The organism is Bradyrhizobium sp. USDA3010, assembly GCF_056429065.1.
Window position 1 is genome coordinate 265,742 of record NZ_JBWJZD010000009.1, and the last position, 16,731, is coordinate 282,472.

A 16,731-nucleotide genomic window follows, 5' to 3' on the forward strand; every position below is an offset into this window, starting at 1 on the left:
TGCGGCCGGATGTGGCGAACCGGGTACAGCCGGAGGAGGTCATGACGAACGCATCCGCCAGGACGTCGACATGGTGACGGTGCGCGCGTTGCTGTGGTCGGCAATGACGTCGTAAAATCCGACCCCTGCGCATCAAACGCCACGCTTTCCTCATTCCGTGCTAATGGGTGTTGCGGATTCGAAACCACCGCTGAACCAATCCCATCCATGGCCAAATCCACCCTCTCCTTCGTCTGCCAGAACTGCGGCGCGCCGTATAATCGCTGGCAGGGCAAGTGCGATTCCTGCGGCGAGTGGAACACGCTGGCCGAGGAAGACACCACGGGCTCGGTGCCGGTCTCGATCCGATCGAAGCGGAAGGGGCGGACGTTCGCGCTGGAATCGCTGTCCGGCAAAACCCAGGACGCGCCGAGGCTGTCGTCGGGCATGGCCGAGCTCGACCGCGTCACCGGTGGCGGCTTCGTCCGCGGCTCGGTGCTCCTGGTCGGCGGCGATCCCGGCATCGGAAAATCCACGCTGCTGACCCAGGCCACCAGCATGATGGCGCGCGCCGGCCACCGCGCGGTCTACATCTCGGGCGAAGAGGCGGTCGCGCAGGTGCGGCTGCGCGCCGAGCGGCTCGGGCTCGCGGACGCGCCGGTACAGCTCGCCTCCGAAACCTCGGTCGAGGACATCGTCTCGACGCTGTCGGAAGGCGCGGTGCCGCGGCTGATCGTGATCGACTCGATCCAGACCATGTGGACCGACACCGTCGAGTCCGCGCCCGGCACGGTGACCCAGGTCCGCGCCTCGGCGCAGGCCCTCATTCGCTTCGCCAAGAAGACCGGGGCAACCATCATCCTGGTCGGGCATGTGACCAAGGACGGCCAGATCGCCGGCCCCCGCGTGGTCGAGCACATGGTCGATGCGGTGCTGTCGTTCGAGGGCGAAGGCTCGCAGCAGTTCCGTATTCTGCGCTCGGCGAAGAACCGCTTTGGCGCGACCGACGAGATCGGCGTGTTCGAGATGACCGGGCTCGGCCTGCGCGAGGTCACCAATCCCTCGGAATTGTTCCTCAGCGAACGCGAGCTCGGCAGTCCCGGTACGGCGGTGTTCGCCGGCATCGAGGGCACCCGCCCGGTGCTGGTCGAGTTGCAGGCGCTGGTGGCGCCGACCTCGCTCGGCACACCGCGCCGCGCCGTGGTCGGCTGGGATCCGAGCCGTCTGTCGATGGTGCTGGCCGTGCTGGAGGCGCATTGCGGCGTCAAATTGTCCGGACATGACGTCTATCTCAATGTCGCGGGCGGCCTGCGCATCCAGGAGCCGGCCGCGGACCTCGCGGCGGCGGCCGCGCTGGTCTCCTCGCTGGTGAATGCGCCGTTGCCGACGGACGCCGTCTATTTCGGCGAAATTTCGCTGTCCGGCGCGATCCGCCCGGTGGCGCAGACCCCGGCCCGGCTGAAAGAGGCCCTCAAGCTCGGCTTCGGCCGCGCCATCCTGCCCGAATCGGTCCGCGGCGATGGCGGCGGCGATAGCGGGCTCGTGCTGAACAGCGTCGGCAATCTGACCACGCTGGTCGCCGAAATTGCCGCGCGCGGGACGCCCCGAGGCGGCCGGGCTGCGCCACGCGACGACCAGGGCGGCTCCAGGGGCGCTGATGCGGCTGAGAAAAATGCCACACCGGCCCGATTCCGTCGCGAGACCAGCTAAAGCGGGCGTGACGTATCAGCCCCCCGCCGCTATACATCCGCCGCGCGGGACTGGTGGTGTTGCGGCCTTGCCGAATGCCCCCGATGCGCCTCAGTTAGGACGGCACCGACTTTGCCGATTCGCGAGCCCTTAACAGCGGACCCAAACGTACCAGCGGACCTGACCAGCCGATGCCCATAACGATACTTGATCTCGTCCTGCTCGGCGTGATGCTGATCTCGGGCCTGCTTGCGATGGTGCGCGGCTTCATGCGCGAGATCCTGTCGATCGCGGCCTGGGGCGCCGCCGCCCTGGTCACGCTGTATGCTTTCTCGAAGCTGCTGCCGACCGCCAAAACTTACTTCAATAACGACACGGTCGCGGCCGTGGTGGTGGTGGCCGGCGTCTTCATCGGTACGCTGATCGTGGTCTCGATCATCACGGTGCGAATCTCGGACATGATCCTGGATTCCCGGATCGGCGCGCTCGACCGCACCCTCGGCTTCCTGTTCGGGCTCGCCCGCGGCCTCCTGATCGTGGTCGTGGCGTTCATGTTCTTCACCTGGCTGGTTCCGGACAAGCAGCGGCCCGATTGGGTGACCGGCGCGAAATCCCGGGTGGTGCTGCAGGGAACCGGGGATTGGCTGATGGCGCTCTTGCCTGACGACCCCGAGAACACCATCTTAAAGAAGTTCAAGAAGAATAAGCCGGACGACGATTCTGCGGCTGATACCAACGATCAGGCGACGCCGGCGTCCGGCGATGGCTACAGCAAACCTGCGCGTGACAGCTTGAAAAAGCTGATCGAGAAACCCGCGGGCCGATAACTTATTTGGGCCCCTCACGAGAGGCGATGAACGAGATGCAAACCCCTTCCGATCACGCCGCCCAAATGGATCTCGACCTCGGCCCGATCGAAATGCAGGACCATCTTCGACAAGACCATCTCCGACAAGACCACCGGGACGACGATCTCAGATACCACCCCGATCTCGATGGCGACACGCTCCGCGAGGAATGCGGCGTGTTCGGCGTCTTCGGGCACCCCGAGGCCGCCGCGATCACCGCGCTCGGCCTGCACGCCCTGCAACATCGCGGCCAGGAGGCCGCCGGCATCGTCTCCTTCGACGGCGGCCGCTTCCACAGTGAACGCCGCCTCGGCCTGGTCGGCGATGCCTTCTCCCGCCGCGAGGTGATCGATCGGCTGCCCGGCAACGCCGCGGTCGGCCATGTCCGCTACTCCACGACAGGCGGCACCATCCTGCGCAACGTGCAGCCGCTGTTCGCCGAACTCAGCGCCGGCGGCTTTGCGGTCGGCCATAACGGCAATTTGACCAACGGCCTCAGCCTGCGCCGCGAGCTGGTCAAGGGCGGCGCCATGATGCAGTCGACCACCGACACCGAGGTGATCCTGCATCTCGTCGCACAGTCGAAGCGCACCCGCTTCATCGACCGTTTCATCGAGGCGCTGCGCACCATCGAGGGCGCCTATGCGCTGGTCGCGCTGACCAACAAGAAGCTGGTTGGCGCCCGCGATCCGCTCGGCATCCGTCCGCTGGTGCTCGGCGATCTCGACGGCCATCCGATCCTGACCTCGGAGACCTGCGCGCTCGACATGATCGGCGCGAAGTATATCCGCGACATCGAGCCCGGCGAGATCATCGTGTTCGACGAGCGGGGGGCGCACAGCCACAAGCCGTTCCCGCCGAAGCCGGCGCGGCCCTGCATCTTCGAGTACATCTATTTCGCGCGGCCGGATTCGATCGTCGGCGGCCGCTCGGTGTACGACGTGCGCAAGGCGTTTGGCGCCCAGCTCGCGCGCGAGAGCCATCCCGAGGTCGACGTCGTGGTGCCGGTGCCGGATTCCGGCGTGCCCGCCGCGGTCGGCTACAGCCAGTATTCCGGCGTGCCGTTCGAGCTCGGCATCATCCGCAATCACTATGTCGGCCGCACCTTCATCCAGCCGACCCAGACCGTGCGCGAGCTCGGCGTGCGCATGAAGCATTCGGCCAACCGCGCCGCGATCGAAGGCAAGCGCATCATCCTGATCGACGACTCGCTGGTGCGCGGCACCACCTCGAAGAAGATCGTGCGCATGATGCGCGATGCCGGCGCCCGCGAGGTGCATTTCCGCCTCGCCTCGCCGCCGATCCTCTATCCCGACTATTACGGCATCGACCTGCCGGATCGCGGCGGCCTGCTCGCCGCGACCCATTCGCTCGAGGAGATGCGCGACATCATCGGCGCCGACTCGCTCGCCTTCCTGTCGATCGACGGCATGTACCGCGCGATGGGTTATGAGGGGCGCGACCCGGCCAATCCGAGATTCGCCGACCATTGCTTCACCGGCGCCTACCCGACCCACCTCACCGACCAGAGCGAAACCGAGGCCCCGCCACGCCAGCTCTCGCTGCTGGCCGAGGCGAGCTGACGCCGCATCCACGGTGTCGTCCCTGCCTAGGGCGCGATTGCGCTCCGGAGCAGGGACCCAACCACCGGCCCTCGTTTTTTCGGGCGGTATCGGTTACGAACAGCTTTGCACAGCACGGCCGCCGCGGCGTATGGGTCCCTGCTTTCGCAGGGACGACGACGATAGAGTTACGTTCATGACAAAACCCCTCGCCTCCCGTATTGCCCTCGTGACCGGCGCCTCGCGCGGGATCGGCTATGCGACATCCGTCGCGCTGGCCAAGGCCGGCGCGCATGTCGTGGCAGTGGCGCGCACGCAAGGCGGGCTGGAAGAGCTCGACGACGAGATCCGCAAGGACGGCGGCAGCGCCACGCTGGTGCCGCTCTCGCTGACCGATTACGACGGCATCGCGCGGCTCGGGCTCGCGCTGCATGAGCGCCACGGCAAGCTCGACATCCTCGTCGGCAATGCCGGCACTGCCGGTCCCTCCTCGCCGCTCGGCCATATCGAGCTGAAGCCGTGGAACGATGTGTTCGCGATCAACGTCACTGCGAATTTCCAGCTGATCCGCTGCATGGACCCGCTGTTGCGCCAGTCCGACGCCGGCCGTGCGGTGTTCGTCACGTCAGGCGTGGCGCACAAGGCCAACGCCTATCTCGGCCCCTATGCCGCCTCGAAGGCCGCGCTGGATGCGCTGGTGCGTTCCTGGGCCAACGAGACCGCCAACACGGCGCTGCGCGTCAATCTGTTCAGCCCCGGCCCGATCCGCACCCGGATGCGCGCGCAGGTGTTTCCCGGCGAAGACCCGATGACGCTGGATACGCCCGACATGGCCGCCGAATTCATCGTGCCGATGTGTTCCCCGCAGTGGACCGAAACCGGCAAGCTCTACGACTACAAGGCGCGCACGCTGCGGAGCTTCCAGCCGCCGGCTTAGGTTGACGAACCGTAACCCGGATGAGCGAAGCATAATCCGGGTAGCGTCTGTCCGCGGAGAGACTGCCCCGGATTTCGCTTCGCTCCATCCGGGCTACGCAACTCCATCCGGGCTATGCGGCTCCTCGCGATGACGGCTGGGTGATTGACTCGTTCCCCTCCCCGCGATTGACTGCGCGCCCAAGCGGGACGCCCGCCAAGAAAACTCTCGGGAGGCATCATGACGCCGACGTTCAATCGCGCGCGCTCCATTCTGTCCGGATTGTTTCTCTCCGCCGGCATCGCATCTTCAAACCTTTTTGCTCAGCCAACGCCCGCCAGGGCCGGTGACGTCCCGACCTTCGCGGTCGACCCGTCGTGGCCCAAGCAGTTGCCGAACAACTGGATCATCGGCCAGGTCGGCGGCATCGCCGTCGACTGGCAGGGACATATCTGGGTGCTGCATCGTCCGCGCTCGCTGACCGATGGCGAGAAGGCGGCAAGCCTCACCCCGCCGCGCGCGAAATGCTGCGTGGCGGCGCCGCCGGTGCTCGAATTCGACGTCGACGGCAATCTGCTGCGCGCCTGGGGCGGTCCTGGCGACGGCTATCAATGGGTCGGCCGCGAGCACGGCATCGAGGTCGACGAACGCGGCTTCGTCTGGATCGGCGGCAACGCCGATGACGACAGCGCAATCCTGAAGTTCTCGCTCGACGGCAAGTATCTCGGCCAGATCGGCAAGATCGCAGCCCGCACCAACAGCAACGACACCACCCAGCTCGGCCGCCCCGCCGAGATGGCGATCGACAAGGATGCCAACGAGCTCTACGTCGCCGACGGCTATGGCAACCGCCGCGTCATCGTGTTCGACGCCACCACGCTGGCCTACAAGCGTCACTGGGGCGGCTACGGCAAGCTGCCCACCGACGACAAGCAGCCGCCCTATGATCCAAGCGCCGCGGTGCAGGAGCAGTTCGGCAATCCCGTGCATTGCATCAAGATCGCCAATGACGGGCTGGTCTATGTCTGCGACCGCAGCCAGGACCGCATCCAGGTGTTCCAGAAGAACGGCACCTTCGTCAGAGAATGGTTCTACGAGAAGAACACCCGCGGCGACGGCGCCGTGTTCGATCTCGCGCTGTGGCCCGATCCGAAGCAGACCTATCTGCTCAACGCCGACGGCGCCAACAACGAGATCCGCGTGCTGAAGCGCGACGACGGCAGCGTGGTCGGCACCTTCGGCCGTAGCGGCCGCAATGCCGGACAGTTTGCCCTGCTCCACGTCATGGCGGTCGATCAGAAGGGCAACGTCTATACCGGCGAGGTCGAGGGCAAGCGGATCCAGAAATTCAAGCTGACCTCGGACGCGCTCAAGTAGAGTGACGGCAGGATGACGCTTCGACGCAGTTCATCCGGCTTTATGCGGATTGCCGCTCGCCAACGGAAAGGGTAAGCGGGAACGCGAACGACCGGCACAAGGCTCCGCAAGAGGGCCGTTGCGGAAAAAATTGACAGTGGAGGGAATGTCTCATGACGACGACGCTCGCACGGCGCCACGCCGTGCTTCTCGCTTGCGCTGCACTCGGCCTTGCTACGCCTGCCTTTGCTCAGGACAAGAACGTCAAGATCGGCGTGCTGAACGACATGTCGGGCCTCTATGCCGACATCGGCGGGCCCAATTCGGTGGCCGCGGCCAACATGGCGGTGGAAGATTCCGGCCTGCGCGCCAAGGGCTGGAAGATCGACGTGGTCAGCGGCGACCACCAGAACAAGCCGGACGTCGGCGTCAACATCGCGCGCAACTGGATCGACAACGACAAGGTCGACATCATCACCGATACGCCGAATTCCGGCGTCGCGCTGGCGGTGAGCAACCTTGCCAAGGAGAAGAACTCGATCGTGCTCAACTCGGGCGCGGCGACCGCCGACCTCACCGGCAAGGCCTGCAACGCCAACACGATCTCCTACACATTCGACACCTACATGCTCGCCAACGGCACCGGCAAGGCGCTGACCAAGGCAGGCGGCGACACCTGGTTCTTCCTCACCGCCGACTACGCCTTCGGCCATGCGCTGGAGCGCGACACCTCGGCGGTGGTGTCAGCCAATGGCGGCAAGGTGCTCGGCGGCGTCAAGCACCCGCTCAACACTGCGGACTTCTCCTCGTTCCTGCTGCAGGCGCAGGCCTCCAAGGCCAAGATCATCGGCCTCGCCAATGCCGGCGGCGACACCACCAACGCGATCAAGCAGGCGTCCGAATTCGGCATCACCGCGGGCGGACAAAAGCTCGCGGCGCTGCTGCTGTTCGTCAACGACGTGCACGCGCTGGGCTTGAAGATCGCGCAGGGCCTCACTTTCACCGAGTCGTTCTACTGGGACATGAACGACCAGACCCGCGCCTGGTCGAAGCGCTTCCAGAAGGTTTCGCCCAAGGGCTCGATGCCCTCGATGACGGTGGCCGGCGTCTATGCCGGCGTGCTGCATTACCTGAAGGCACTCGACGCGATGGGCGGCAATCCGCATGACGGCGCCAAGGTCGTCGCCAAGATGAAGGAGATCCCGACCGACGACCCGCTGTTCGGCAAGGGCCCGCTGCGGATCGACGGCCGCCGCATCATCCCGGCCTATCTGTTCGAGGTGAAGAAGCCGGAAGAGTCCAAATATCCCTGGGACTATTACAAGCTGATCGCCACCATCTCGCCGGAAGACGCCGCCAAGCCGCTCGAGGCCAGCGATTGTCCGCTGGTGAAGAAGTAAGCGTCGCGCGACGGCCGGGGTTCGGTCCGGCCGTTCACCGCTCAAATAATTCGCTCTGCGTGTCGGATATACGTCCTGGCCTGCGTCCTCCGGGCGCATGTCAGCCACACGCGGAGCAATATCCATGACGCAATCCGGAGCCGAAAACCAGGTCAGAACACTCATCGAAGCCTGGGCGGACGCGGTCCGCAGACACGACTATGCGGGCGTTCTCGCCCATCACGATCAGGACATCGTGATGTTCGACGTGCCGCCGCCGTTCCAGTCACGCGGACTTGATGAGTACAGGAAGACCTGGGATTTGTTCTTCAGCTGTCAACGTCCGTCCTACGCCTTCAATATCGAGGACATCGCGATCACGGCCGGCGACGACGTGGCCTTCGCCGTCGCCGTGATGCGATGCGGCCCGCCCGACGCCACGTTCCAGTTCCGGCTCACGATCGGACTGCGCAAAGTTGGTGGCGGCTGGCGGATCACGCACGAACACCATTCGGTGCCGGCGACTGATTAAGATGTAGGCCGTAACCCACCAACCTTCTTACCGCGGAGGCAATGGTGGGTTACGCTTCGCTAACCCACCCTGCGAAGCTACGTTTTCTTCGCGGCCGTTGCACGCCACGCGATGGCGAGCGCGAGCAGCAGCAGCGCGCCGGCCAGATAGAATGGCGCACCGGGCAGCTTCACGAGCACGTTGTCGCCGATGAAATACGCAAACGTCAGCGTGAACAGGAACGGGCCGATCAATTCCGACATGCTTTGCACGCTCGATGTCGCGCCCTGCAACTGGCCTTGTTGATCGGCGGCGACGAGCTGCGTCGTCAGGGCCTGCGTCGCGGCGCCCGAGATGCCCCAGAACGCCATCACGGGAATGCCGATCCAGAACAGCTGGCCGGTCGGCGCCGCGCCGAAGATCACGAAGCCCAAGGCGCCGCAGACGAGGCCGAGGAACAGCGCATTGCGCTCGCCGAGCCGCTGCACGATCGGTCCGATCGCCGCGCCCTGCACGATCATGCCGCAGAGCCCGACCAGCGCCAGCGTCGCGCCGACGGTGCCGGTGTCCCAGCCATAGCGATAGGTGGCGTAGAGCACGAATACCGAGGGCAGCACGACGTGCGCGAGCTGGCCGAAGAAGGTCGCCAGCGACAGGCCGGCGAGCGTCGGGTTCGCGCGCAGGAAATGCAGCGCGCCGATCGGATTGGCGCTCTTCCATTTGAATGGCGCACGCCGTTCCGGCGGCAGCGATTCCGGCAGGATGAACAGGCCATAGAGGCCGTTGACGAAGCTCAATCCCGCCGCCGCCCAGAACGGCAGCCGCGGATTGATCTCGCCGAGCAGGCCGCCCAGCGCAGGTCCCAGGATGAAGCCCGCGCCGAACGCGACGCCGATCTTGCCGAACATCGCGGCGCGCTGCTCCGGCGCAGTGACGTCGGCGATGTAGGCGAACACGGTCGAGATGCTCGACGAGGTGATGCCCGAGATCGCCCGCCCGACGAACAGCCAGATCAGGTTCGGCGCCAGCGCCATCAGCACATAGTCCGCGGCAAGGCCGAAATTCGACAGCAGCACCACCGGCCGGCGGCCGAAGCGATCGGACAGCGCGCCCAGGATCGGCGAGCAGACGAACTGCATCAAGGCCCAGATCGAGCCGAACACGCCGAAGATGCGCGCGGCGTTGGCGGTGTCGTTGTTGACGAAGCCTTCGATCAGCTTGGGCAGGATCGGGATGATGATCCCGAGCGCGAGCATGTCGAGCAGCAGGGTGATGAAGATGAAGATCACGGCGCCGCTGCGTGCCTGCGGCATGGCCGCAGGGTCAACCTCAGCGCTCCCGCTCACGACGGGCGCTTGCGCTTGTGGGCGAACGGATTGGCCTTCTCGCGCAGCGTGATCCGGATCGGCGTGCCCGGCAGATCGAAGGTCTCGCGCAGCGAGTTGGTGAGGTAACGCAGATAGGATCTCGGGATCGCATCGGCGCGCGAGCAGAACAACACGAAGCTCGGCGGGCGCGCCTTGACTTGCGTGATGTAGTTCAGCTTCAGCCGGCGGCCCGAGACGGCCGGCGGCGGGCTCGCCTGGATCGCCTGCTCGAACCAGCGATTGAGCGCGGCAGTCGGCAAGCGCCGGTTCCAGACCGCATAGGCTTCCTGGATCGCAATCATCAGGCGGTCGATGCCTTCGCCCATCAGGCCGGAGACGGCGACGATCGGCGCGCCCTTGACCTGCGGCAGCCAGTGGTCGGCATCGGTGCGCAGCTGCGAGATCTGGTTGGGCTTGCGCTCGACGAGGTCCCATTTATTGACGGCGAGCACGATGGCACGGCCTTCGCGCTCGATCAGGTCGGCGATGCGCAGATCCTGCTCCTCGAACTTGTTCTGCGAGTCCATCATCATCACGACGACTTCGGCGAAGCGCACCGCGCGCAACGCGTCGGCGACCGAGAGCTTTTCCAGCTTCTCCTCGATCCGCGAGCGGCGGCGCAGGCCGGCGGTATCGAACACGCGGAACTGGCGGCCCTGCCAGCTGATCTCGACCGCGATGGAATCGCGCGTGGTACCGGCCTCGGGGCTGGTCAGCAGCCGCTCCTCGCCGAGCAGATGGTTGATCAGCGTCGACTTGCCGGCGTTGGGCCGGCCGACGATGGCAACGCGGATCGGGCGCTGCGCGGCCTCCTCTTCCGAGATGTCCTCGTCATCCTCGACCTCGTCGTCTTCCTCTGGTGTCGCGGGCACCAGCGCGCTCAGCGCCTCGTGGAGGTCGCCCATGCCTTCGCCATGCTCGGCCGAGATCTGCACGGGATCGCCGAGGCCGAGCGCGTAGGATTCCATCGCGCCGATCTCGCCATGCTTGCCCTCGGCCTTGTTTGCGACCAGCACCACCGGCTTGTTGGCCTTGCGGGCGAAGTCGGCGAAGGCGCGGTCAGTCGGCGTCAGGCCGACGCGGGCGTCGATCACGAACATCAGGGCGTCGGCGAGCGCGATCGCGGTTTCGGTCTGCTCCTGCATCCGCGCCGTCAACGAGCCCTTGGCGCCCTCATCGAGCCCCGCGGTGTCGATGATGGTGAAGTCGAGATCGTAGAGCCGGGCCTGCCCCTCGCGGCGGTCACGGGTCACGCCGGGCTCGTCGTCCACCAATGCGAGCTTCTGGCCGACCAGCCGGTTGAACAGCGTCGACTTTCCGACATTGGGCCGGCCGATAATGGCGATGGTAAAAGACATGGATCATCCCGGCGCGGTCTGTCATCCGCGGGTCAAGGTGCTAGAAAGAACTACAGCAGGAATGCGGCGAAGCAAATGATGCAGCACCTTCTCCCTCTCCCCGTTCTTACGGGGAGAGGTGGAATCCGCAGGCGATTAGCGGCTAAATCCACCGCTCGGTAGCGGCGCGGGGAACGCGCCGCCGGATTGTTGCGTGGTCTGGGTCTGCTGGGCCGGCGCCGCAGGCTGCGCCTGCTGGTCGTCGGCGGGCGGCGCGGTGGTGCGGCGGCGGACGATTTTCTTCGGCTTCGGCTCGGGCGGCAGCGCGGCGGGCGCGCCCTCGTCCGGCGCCGCCGCGGCGTCGGGGGCAGCCGCCTGATCCGCGGCCGGCGCGGCCCGCTTGGTGTGCTTCTTGGCGCCCTTCGGCGGCTCCGCTGGCGGAGCCGGCTGGGCGGCGGCTGCCGCGGCGTTCTGCTGGTCGAGCTGCTCCTGCTGCGAGCCCTTGTACAATTCCTTCGGCACGCCCTGCTCGAGGCCGGGCACGCCTTCCGGGAACACCGGCTTGCGGTCGCCGGCCAGCTTCTTCTTGGTGTCGAGGAAGTCGAGCAAATCGCTCGGGTCGAAATTGGACATGCCGCCACCGCCGCAGCCGGCCAGCACGCTGCAAAGCGCTGTCAGAACTGCGGCTGCGATCAGGCGTTGCGAGCGGCGCATGGTCGATCTCTCACTCAAACTCGGGTTTCGCGCGCCAAGTCAGCTCTTCGCGACCGGCGGCAACAGCGCCTGCAGCGCTTCGGCGCGCGACCGCAGGCTCGGCGGCGTCTCGCCGTCATTGGCAATCTGGTCGAGCCACTGCCGCGCGGCGGTGGCATCGTTGGCGCGCCAGGCCGACAGCGCCAGCAGCTCGCGCGCGGAATGGCGGAACGTCGAGTCCTTCGACGTCGCCATCGCCTCGAGCCGTTGGACCATGTTCGGGTAGGTCGTGGTGTCCATCACCATCTGCGCGGCGCGGATCCGCGCCAGATCCTGATCGGGACCGCCGACGCTGCGGTCGGCTGCGATCGCGTCATAGAGTTTCGCAGCGGCCGGCTGGTCGCGGATCGCGACCTCGGCGGCCATGCGCAGCCGCGCCAGATTGCGGTAGCCGGACGGCGCCTTGGTGATCAGGTCGGCAAACGCGGCCTCGGCCTCGGCGTGCTTGTTCTGGTCCGACAGCTCAACGGCGCGGTCGAACGCCGCACCGGCCTCGGCGGCCTTCTTGCCCTCGAGATATTGGTAGCCACGCCAGCCACCGACGCCCGCGACCACCAGGATCGCCAGCGCGATGATGAAAAGCGAGTACTTGTCCCACAGCTTCTTGAGCTGATCGCGACGGACTTCCTCGTCGACTTCGTCAAATAATTCAGACACTTAAGGCTATCCCATCCCCTCGGGACCGCGAATCTCGGTGGAGCGCAGCCCCTACCCGATCCCCACATCGCGGCGGCGTTACCCTAACGGTGTGGCGGAGGCAAGGCAAAGCGAGGCGGATCAAAGCGTTAACCGGGGAAGTTTGCAGCGGCACGCGACGGCGGCTGGCTCCCTCTCCCGCTTGCTGGGGAGGGTTGGGGTGGGGGTGCCTCCACGAGTCGGATCACTGAAAGAGTCTCTGAGTGTGGAGAGCCCCCACCCGGATCGCATCTCGCGATGCGATCCGACCTCCCCCGCAAGCGGGAGAGGTAAGAAAGCTAGGACGTGGACAGGCTCTCCCTGAGCTGACGCTTGATCACCTTGCCGTTGGCGTTGCGCGGCAGCGGCTCTGATGTCAGCGCCATCGTCTCCGGCACCTTGTAGTCGGAGAGACGCTCGGCGCACCAGGCGCGCAGGCTCTCTGCATCGGCCTCGCTGCGGGTCACGATCACGGCGTGCACGCGCTCGCCGAGCACCGGGCACGGTTTTGCGATGATCGCGCTCTCGACCACGGCCGGGTGGCCGGCCAGCACGGACTCGACCTCGGCGGAATAGATCTTCAGCCCGCCGCGGTTGATCATGTCCTTCTGGCGGTCGAACACGCGGACGAAGTTTTCAGCATCGACCGAGCCGAGATCGCCGGAATGCCAGAAGCCGGCCGTAAAACTCTCGGCGGTCGCCTTCGGATTGTTCCAGTAGCCCTTGATGACCGAGGCGCTGCGGATCCAGAGCTCGCCGATCGCGCCGCCCGGCACCTCGCGGCCGTCGGGCCCCATCACGACGATCTCCGCGCCGGGACACGGCAAGCCGACGCTGTCGATATGCGCCGCGGTCAATTCACCCGGCATCAAGGTCGAGGGCGACGTGGTCTCGGTCGCGCCGTAGCAGTTCGCGAGCTTGAGCCCGGGAATCTTGGCGTCGAGCTTTTCGATGGTCGCGACCGGCATCGGCGCGCCGCCGAACCCGCCGATGCGCCAGCTCGACAGATCGTAGCTGTCGAAATCCGGCTGCATCAGGCAGAGATTGTACATCGCCGGCACCATCACCGTGTAGGTGACGCGCTCGCGCGCCGCGACCTTCAGATATTCCGACGCCTTGAACTCCGGCATGATGATCAGCGCGCCGGCGCATCGGGCCATGGTGGTAATGTTGGCGACCGCGCCGGTGACATGCGCGAGCGGCACCGCGGCGATCGAGCGATCGGCCCTGGTCAGCTTCAGGCAGGAGGCGAACACCATCGAGGAGTGGATGATGTTGCAATGGGCCAGCATTGCGCCTTTCGGCCTGCCGGTGGTGCCTGAGGTGTAGAGGATCATCGCGGTGTCCTCTTCCCTCACCTCCGCCGGCGCCTGCGCCGGAGCATTGTCGCGCAAGGCAGCGAATTGCGACGCGTCGTCGTCGCTGACCGAGATGCGATGCGCGAGGCCGGGAATATCGGCAGCGTCGGGGATGCGGTCGGCAAGCGCGGCTTCGTGGACCAGAAGCTTCGCGCCGCAATCGTTCAGCACATAGGCGATCTCGGGCTTCTGCTGGCGCGTCGAGAGCAGCACCGTGACGAGGCCAGCATGGGCTGCGGCGAACATCGTCAACACGAACTCGATGCGGTTGCCGAGCAGGATCGCGACGCGGTCGCCCGGCGCGAGGCCAAGCTTGGCAAAGCCGGCTGCGACCTTCGCGGATTGCTCGGCAACCTCGCGCCACGAGAGGCGCGTTGCGCCGCAGACCAGCGCCTCGCCGTCGCCATTCTGCGCGACGGCATCCGTGATCATCGCCCACAGGCTGGCCGGCCGTTCGGCGAAGACAGGCACGACGCGGTCACCGAAGCGCGACTCGAGCCGCATCAGCGGCAGTGCGTGTTGCGACCAGTCCATGCCCGCCTCGTCAGCTCTTCTTCATGCCGTAGACGTGCTCCGGCCCCGGGAAGGCGCGGCTCTTCACGTCGCGCGCATAGCCCGCGATCGCTTCCTCGATCATCGGGCCGAGGTTGCCGTAGCGGCGCACGAATTTCGGCGCGCGCGGCGACAGGCCGAGCATGTCCTCCAGCACCAGCACCTGGCCGTCGCAGGCAGCGCTGGCGCCGATGCCGATGGTGGGAACAGTGATCGATTGCGTGATCTTGCGCGCCAGGGGCTCGGCGACCGCCTCGACCACGATCGAGAAAGCGCCCGCTTCCGCGATCGCCTTGGCGTCGTTCTCGATCGGTGCCCAGGTCTCCTCCTCACGTCCCTGCGCGCGGAACGAGCCGAGCGTGTTGATCGATTGCGGTGTCAGGCCGATATGCCCCATCACGGGAATGCCGCGCTCGGACAGGAACGCCACCGTCTCCGCCATCCGCACGCCGCCCTCGAGCTTGACCGCGCCGCACAGCGTCTCCTTCATGATCCGCACCGCAGACTGGAACGCCTGCTCCCTCGAGCCCTCATAGGAGCCGAACGGCATGTCGACCACGACCAGCGCCTGCTGCGAGCCGCGCATCACGGCGCGGCCCTGGAGGATCATCATGTCGAGCGTGACCGGCACCGTGGTCTCGAAGCCATGCATGACGTTGCCGAGGGAATCGCCGACCAGGATGGCGTCGCAGTGACGGTCGACCAGTGCCGCGGTGTGCGCATGGTACGACGTCAGCATCACGATCGGCTCGCCATTCTTGCGGGCGCGGAGATCGGGCGCGGTCTTGCGCTTGATGGCGGATTGAACAGACATAGTCAGGCTCCCATGACAGGCACGCCGATCACGACCGGGTGGAACGCAAACGCCAGCGCCAGATAGACGATGACACCGACCGCGATCGCGATCAGGTCGTTGGTCGGGCCGCCCACCGGGATCGGCGGCCCGCCGGCATCCGCGCGGCGCTTCAGCGAGATGCGGTCATAGACCGCCCAGCCGAGAAACGAGCCGAACAGGATGATCGAGCCGAGATCGCCGTTGGCGAGCAGATGCGCGAACGCCCACAGCTTCACGCCCGCCAGCATCGGATGCTTCAGCGTGGTGTAGATGCGGCCGCGAATATAGGCGGCCACCACCAGGATCACGGCCGGCAGCATCAGCGCCACCGCGATGTGCTTGAACGCGGTCGGCGGCGTCCAGATGTCGATCCAGCCGGTCGCGCGGTAGTGGCCGAAGCCCCAGATGATCAGTGCGAGGCCGGCGAACGACACCAGCGAATAGACGCCCTTGTAGGCCCCCTCGCCCATCGCATTCACGATGCCGGCGCGCAGCTCGCGCAGGCTGGTCAGCACATGGATGCCGAGGAACAGCACGAGACCCAGGATCATGACGAGCAGTCCCACGATGTTCCTCCCCCGATTGATTGCTGCCTTCGCGTAACATCTTCGCCGGGCGGGTGGCAATGCGTCACGCCGGGTGGCGGGCTACGGATTGCCGGCCGGCTTGGCCAGCTCGCGATTGTCGACATAGCGGATCATGATCGGGCGGCCGGCCAGCGCGCCGCCGAGCCCGCCGGTGAATTTCAGCGGCAGGCAGGCGCCGAGCGAGGCGTTGATCGCGTTGAGGTAGGTCGTGCGGGTATCCGCCGGGATGCCCCGCGTCGCGAACGTCAGCCGCGGCGTGCCGATCATCTCGCCGGTCCGCTTGAAGCTGAAGCGCACCGACATCTGCATGCCCTCGCGCGCGTCGTCCGCCGGCGGCGGCGCCCAGCAGGAACGTAGCGCGGCGAACAGATCGCCGATGGTATCGAGATCATGGTCCGGCTTGCGGTACTTCGCGGCCTGCCCCTCGGGCGGCACCGTCAGGATCGTGAGCTGGAGATTTTCGCCGTACGGATAATCCATCTCGGGAAAGCACGGCCCGTGATTGAACACGCTGCAATAGGACGGGATGCAAGGCCCTTCGTCGAGCACACTGCAAGGCGTGTGTGCGAACGGCGCCGGATTGGTCTGCTGCCGCTGCTGCGCAGAGGCAGCGCTCGTGAGCACAACGGCCAGCACGGCAAAAGCGAGACGGATGGCGACGCGTCGGAGCATGCAGACGGACCCGGATTGCGCTCCGGGGAACATGGTACCGCGGCCGGACCGGAGCAAGCAGGGGCCGCGTTCAATTCCTCGCGCTGCGGATGTGAAGACGGAGAAGCCGCGGCGTACTGGGTCCCCCGGTCGAGCCGGGGGACGACACCGAATACTGGGCGTCGCGCCCGCTTCTTCTTCACGTCCTTGCGCTCGCGCACCACACTCCGCCGTCATCGCCCGGCTCGATGTTTAGACCGGAGACATGGCTGACACCTGTTCCGACACATCACTGACAGGTTCGCCATTGGTCAAGTCGATTGATGCGACCTGCCAGCTAGCGAAGAAGATTCCGTAGTTGCCGTCGCGATCGAGC

Annotated in this window: 15 protein-coding genes and 1 pseudogene; 7 read left to right on the forward strand and 9 right to left on the reverse strand. The window is 66.2% G+C overall.

What is annotated here, in order from left to right:
* The first annotated feature begins 207 nt into the window (after nt 1-207).
* The 7 genes from radA (at nt 208) to AC066Y_RS17315 (ending at nt 8,261) form a co-directional block, all read left to right on the forward strand.
* The gene (gene radA, locus AC066Y_RS17285; RefSeq protein WP_478274909.1) at nt 208-1,689 is read left to right on the forward strand and encodes a DNA repair protein RadA; all 1,482 of its coding nucleotides are present in this window, start codon (nt 208-210) and stop codon (nt 1,687-1,689) included.
* Nucleotides 1,690-1,859: 170 nt separating this feature from the next.
* Nucleotides 1,860-2,495, forward strand: coding sequence for a CvpA family protein (locus tag AC066Y_RS17290; protein WP_050406454.1), 636 nt, complete (start codon nt 1,860-1,862; stop codon nt 2,493-2,495).
* Nucleotides 2,496-2,521: 26 nt separating this feature from the next.
* Entirely contained in the window at nt 2,522-4,099 is a 1,578-nt protein-coding gene (purF, locus tag AC066Y_RS17295) for an amidophosphoribosyltransferase (protein ID WP_478274910.1), read from the forward strand.
* A 175-nt stretch (nt 4,100-4,274) separates the two neighbouring features.
* Complete coding sequence (locus AC066Y_RS17300; RefSeq protein ID WP_478274911.1) at nt 4,275-5,015, forward strand: SDR family NAD(P)-dependent oxidoreductase; 741 nt, start codon at nt 4,275-4,277, stop codon at nt 5,013-5,015.
* A gap of 219 nt (nt 5,016-5,234) precedes the next feature.
* Nucleotides 5,235-6,371: an NHL repeat-containing protein gene (locus AC066Y_RS17305; RefSeq protein ID WP_478274912.1), complete on the forward strand. Its 1,137-nt coding sequence runs from the start codon at nt 5,235-5,237 to the stop codon at nt 6,369-6,371.
* Nucleotides 6,372-6,523: 152 nt separating this feature from the next.
* Nucleotides 6,524-7,750: an ABC transporter substrate-binding protein gene (locus tag AC066Y_RS17310; RefSeq protein ID WP_478274913.1), complete on the forward strand. Its 1,227-nt coding sequence runs from the start codon at nt 6,524-6,526 to the stop codon at nt 7,748-7,750.
* A 124-nt stretch (nt 7,751-7,874) separates the two neighbouring features.
* A complete protein-coding gene (locus AC066Y_RS17315; protein ID WP_478274914.1) occupies nt 7,875-8,261 on the forward strand; it encodes a YybH family protein in 387 nt (128 codons plus the stop codon).
* Between the two features lie 77 nt (nt 8,262-8,338).
* On the opposite strand, the gene AC066Y_RS17320 is transcribed toward AC066Y_RS17315, so the two are convergent.
* The 9 genes and pseudogenes from AC066Y_RS17320 to AC066Y_RS17360 form a co-directional block, all read right to left on the reverse strand.
* Complete coding sequence (locus AC066Y_RS17320; protein WP_478274915.1) at nt 8,339-9,553, reverse strand: MFS transporter; 1,215 nt, start codon at nt 9,551-9,553, stop codon at nt 8,339-8,341.
* 29 nt (nt 9,554-9,582) lie between these two features.
* Nucleotides 9,583-10,965 carry a ribosome biogenesis GTPase Der gene (gene der, locus AC066Y_RS17325; RefSeq protein ID WP_478274916.1) on the reverse strand — a complete coding sequence of 461 codons (1,383 nt, stop codon included), beginning with the start codon at nt 10,963-10,965 and terminating at the stop codon, nt 9,583-9,585.
* 135 nt (nt 10,966-11,100) lie between these two features.
* Nucleotides 11,101-11,658 (reverse strand): hypothetical protein, encoded by a 558-nt coding sequence (locus tag AC066Y_RS17330; RefSeq protein ID WP_478274917.1) that lies wholly within the window; start codon nt 11,656-11,658, stop codon nt 11,101-11,103.
* A 39-nt stretch (nt 11,659-11,697) separates the two neighbouring features.
* Nucleotides 11,698-12,354: a tetratricopeptide repeat protein gene (locus AC066Y_RS17335; RefSeq protein ID WP_092113387.1), complete on the reverse strand. Its 657-nt coding sequence runs from the start codon at nt 12,352-12,354 to the stop codon at nt 11,698-11,700.
* A 317-nt stretch (nt 12,355-12,671) separates the two neighbouring features.
* Nucleotides 12,672-14,264, reverse strand: a complete 1,593-nt coding sequence (locus AC066Y_RS17340) for a class I adenylate-forming enzyme family protein (protein ID WP_478274918.1) — start codon at nt 14,262-14,264, stop codon at nt 12,672-12,674.
* Nucleotides 14,265-14,274: 10 nt separating this feature from the next.
* Nucleotides 14,275-15,096 (reverse strand): 3-methyl-2-oxobutanoate hydroxymethyltransferase, encoded by an 822-nt coding sequence (gene panB / locus AC066Y_RS17345; protein ID WP_478274919.1) that lies wholly within the window; start codon nt 15,094-15,096, stop codon nt 14,275-14,277.
* A gap of 2 nt (nt 15,097-15,098) precedes the next feature.
* Entirely contained in the window at nt 15,099-15,683 is a 585-nt protein-coding gene (locus AC066Y_RS17350) for an NnrU family protein (protein ID WP_478274920.1), read from the reverse strand.
* Between the two features lie 81 nt (nt 15,684-15,764).
* Nucleotides 15,765-16,376: a hypothetical protein gene (locus AC066Y_RS17355; RefSeq protein ID WP_478274921.1), complete on the reverse strand. Its 612-nt coding sequence runs from the start codon at nt 16,374-16,376 to the stop codon at nt 15,765-15,767.
* Between the two features lie 231 nt (nt 16,377-16,607).
* Nucleotides 16,608-16,731 (reverse strand): annotated as a pseudogene (locus tag AC066Y_RS17360) (IS481 family transposase); the annotation flags it as partial.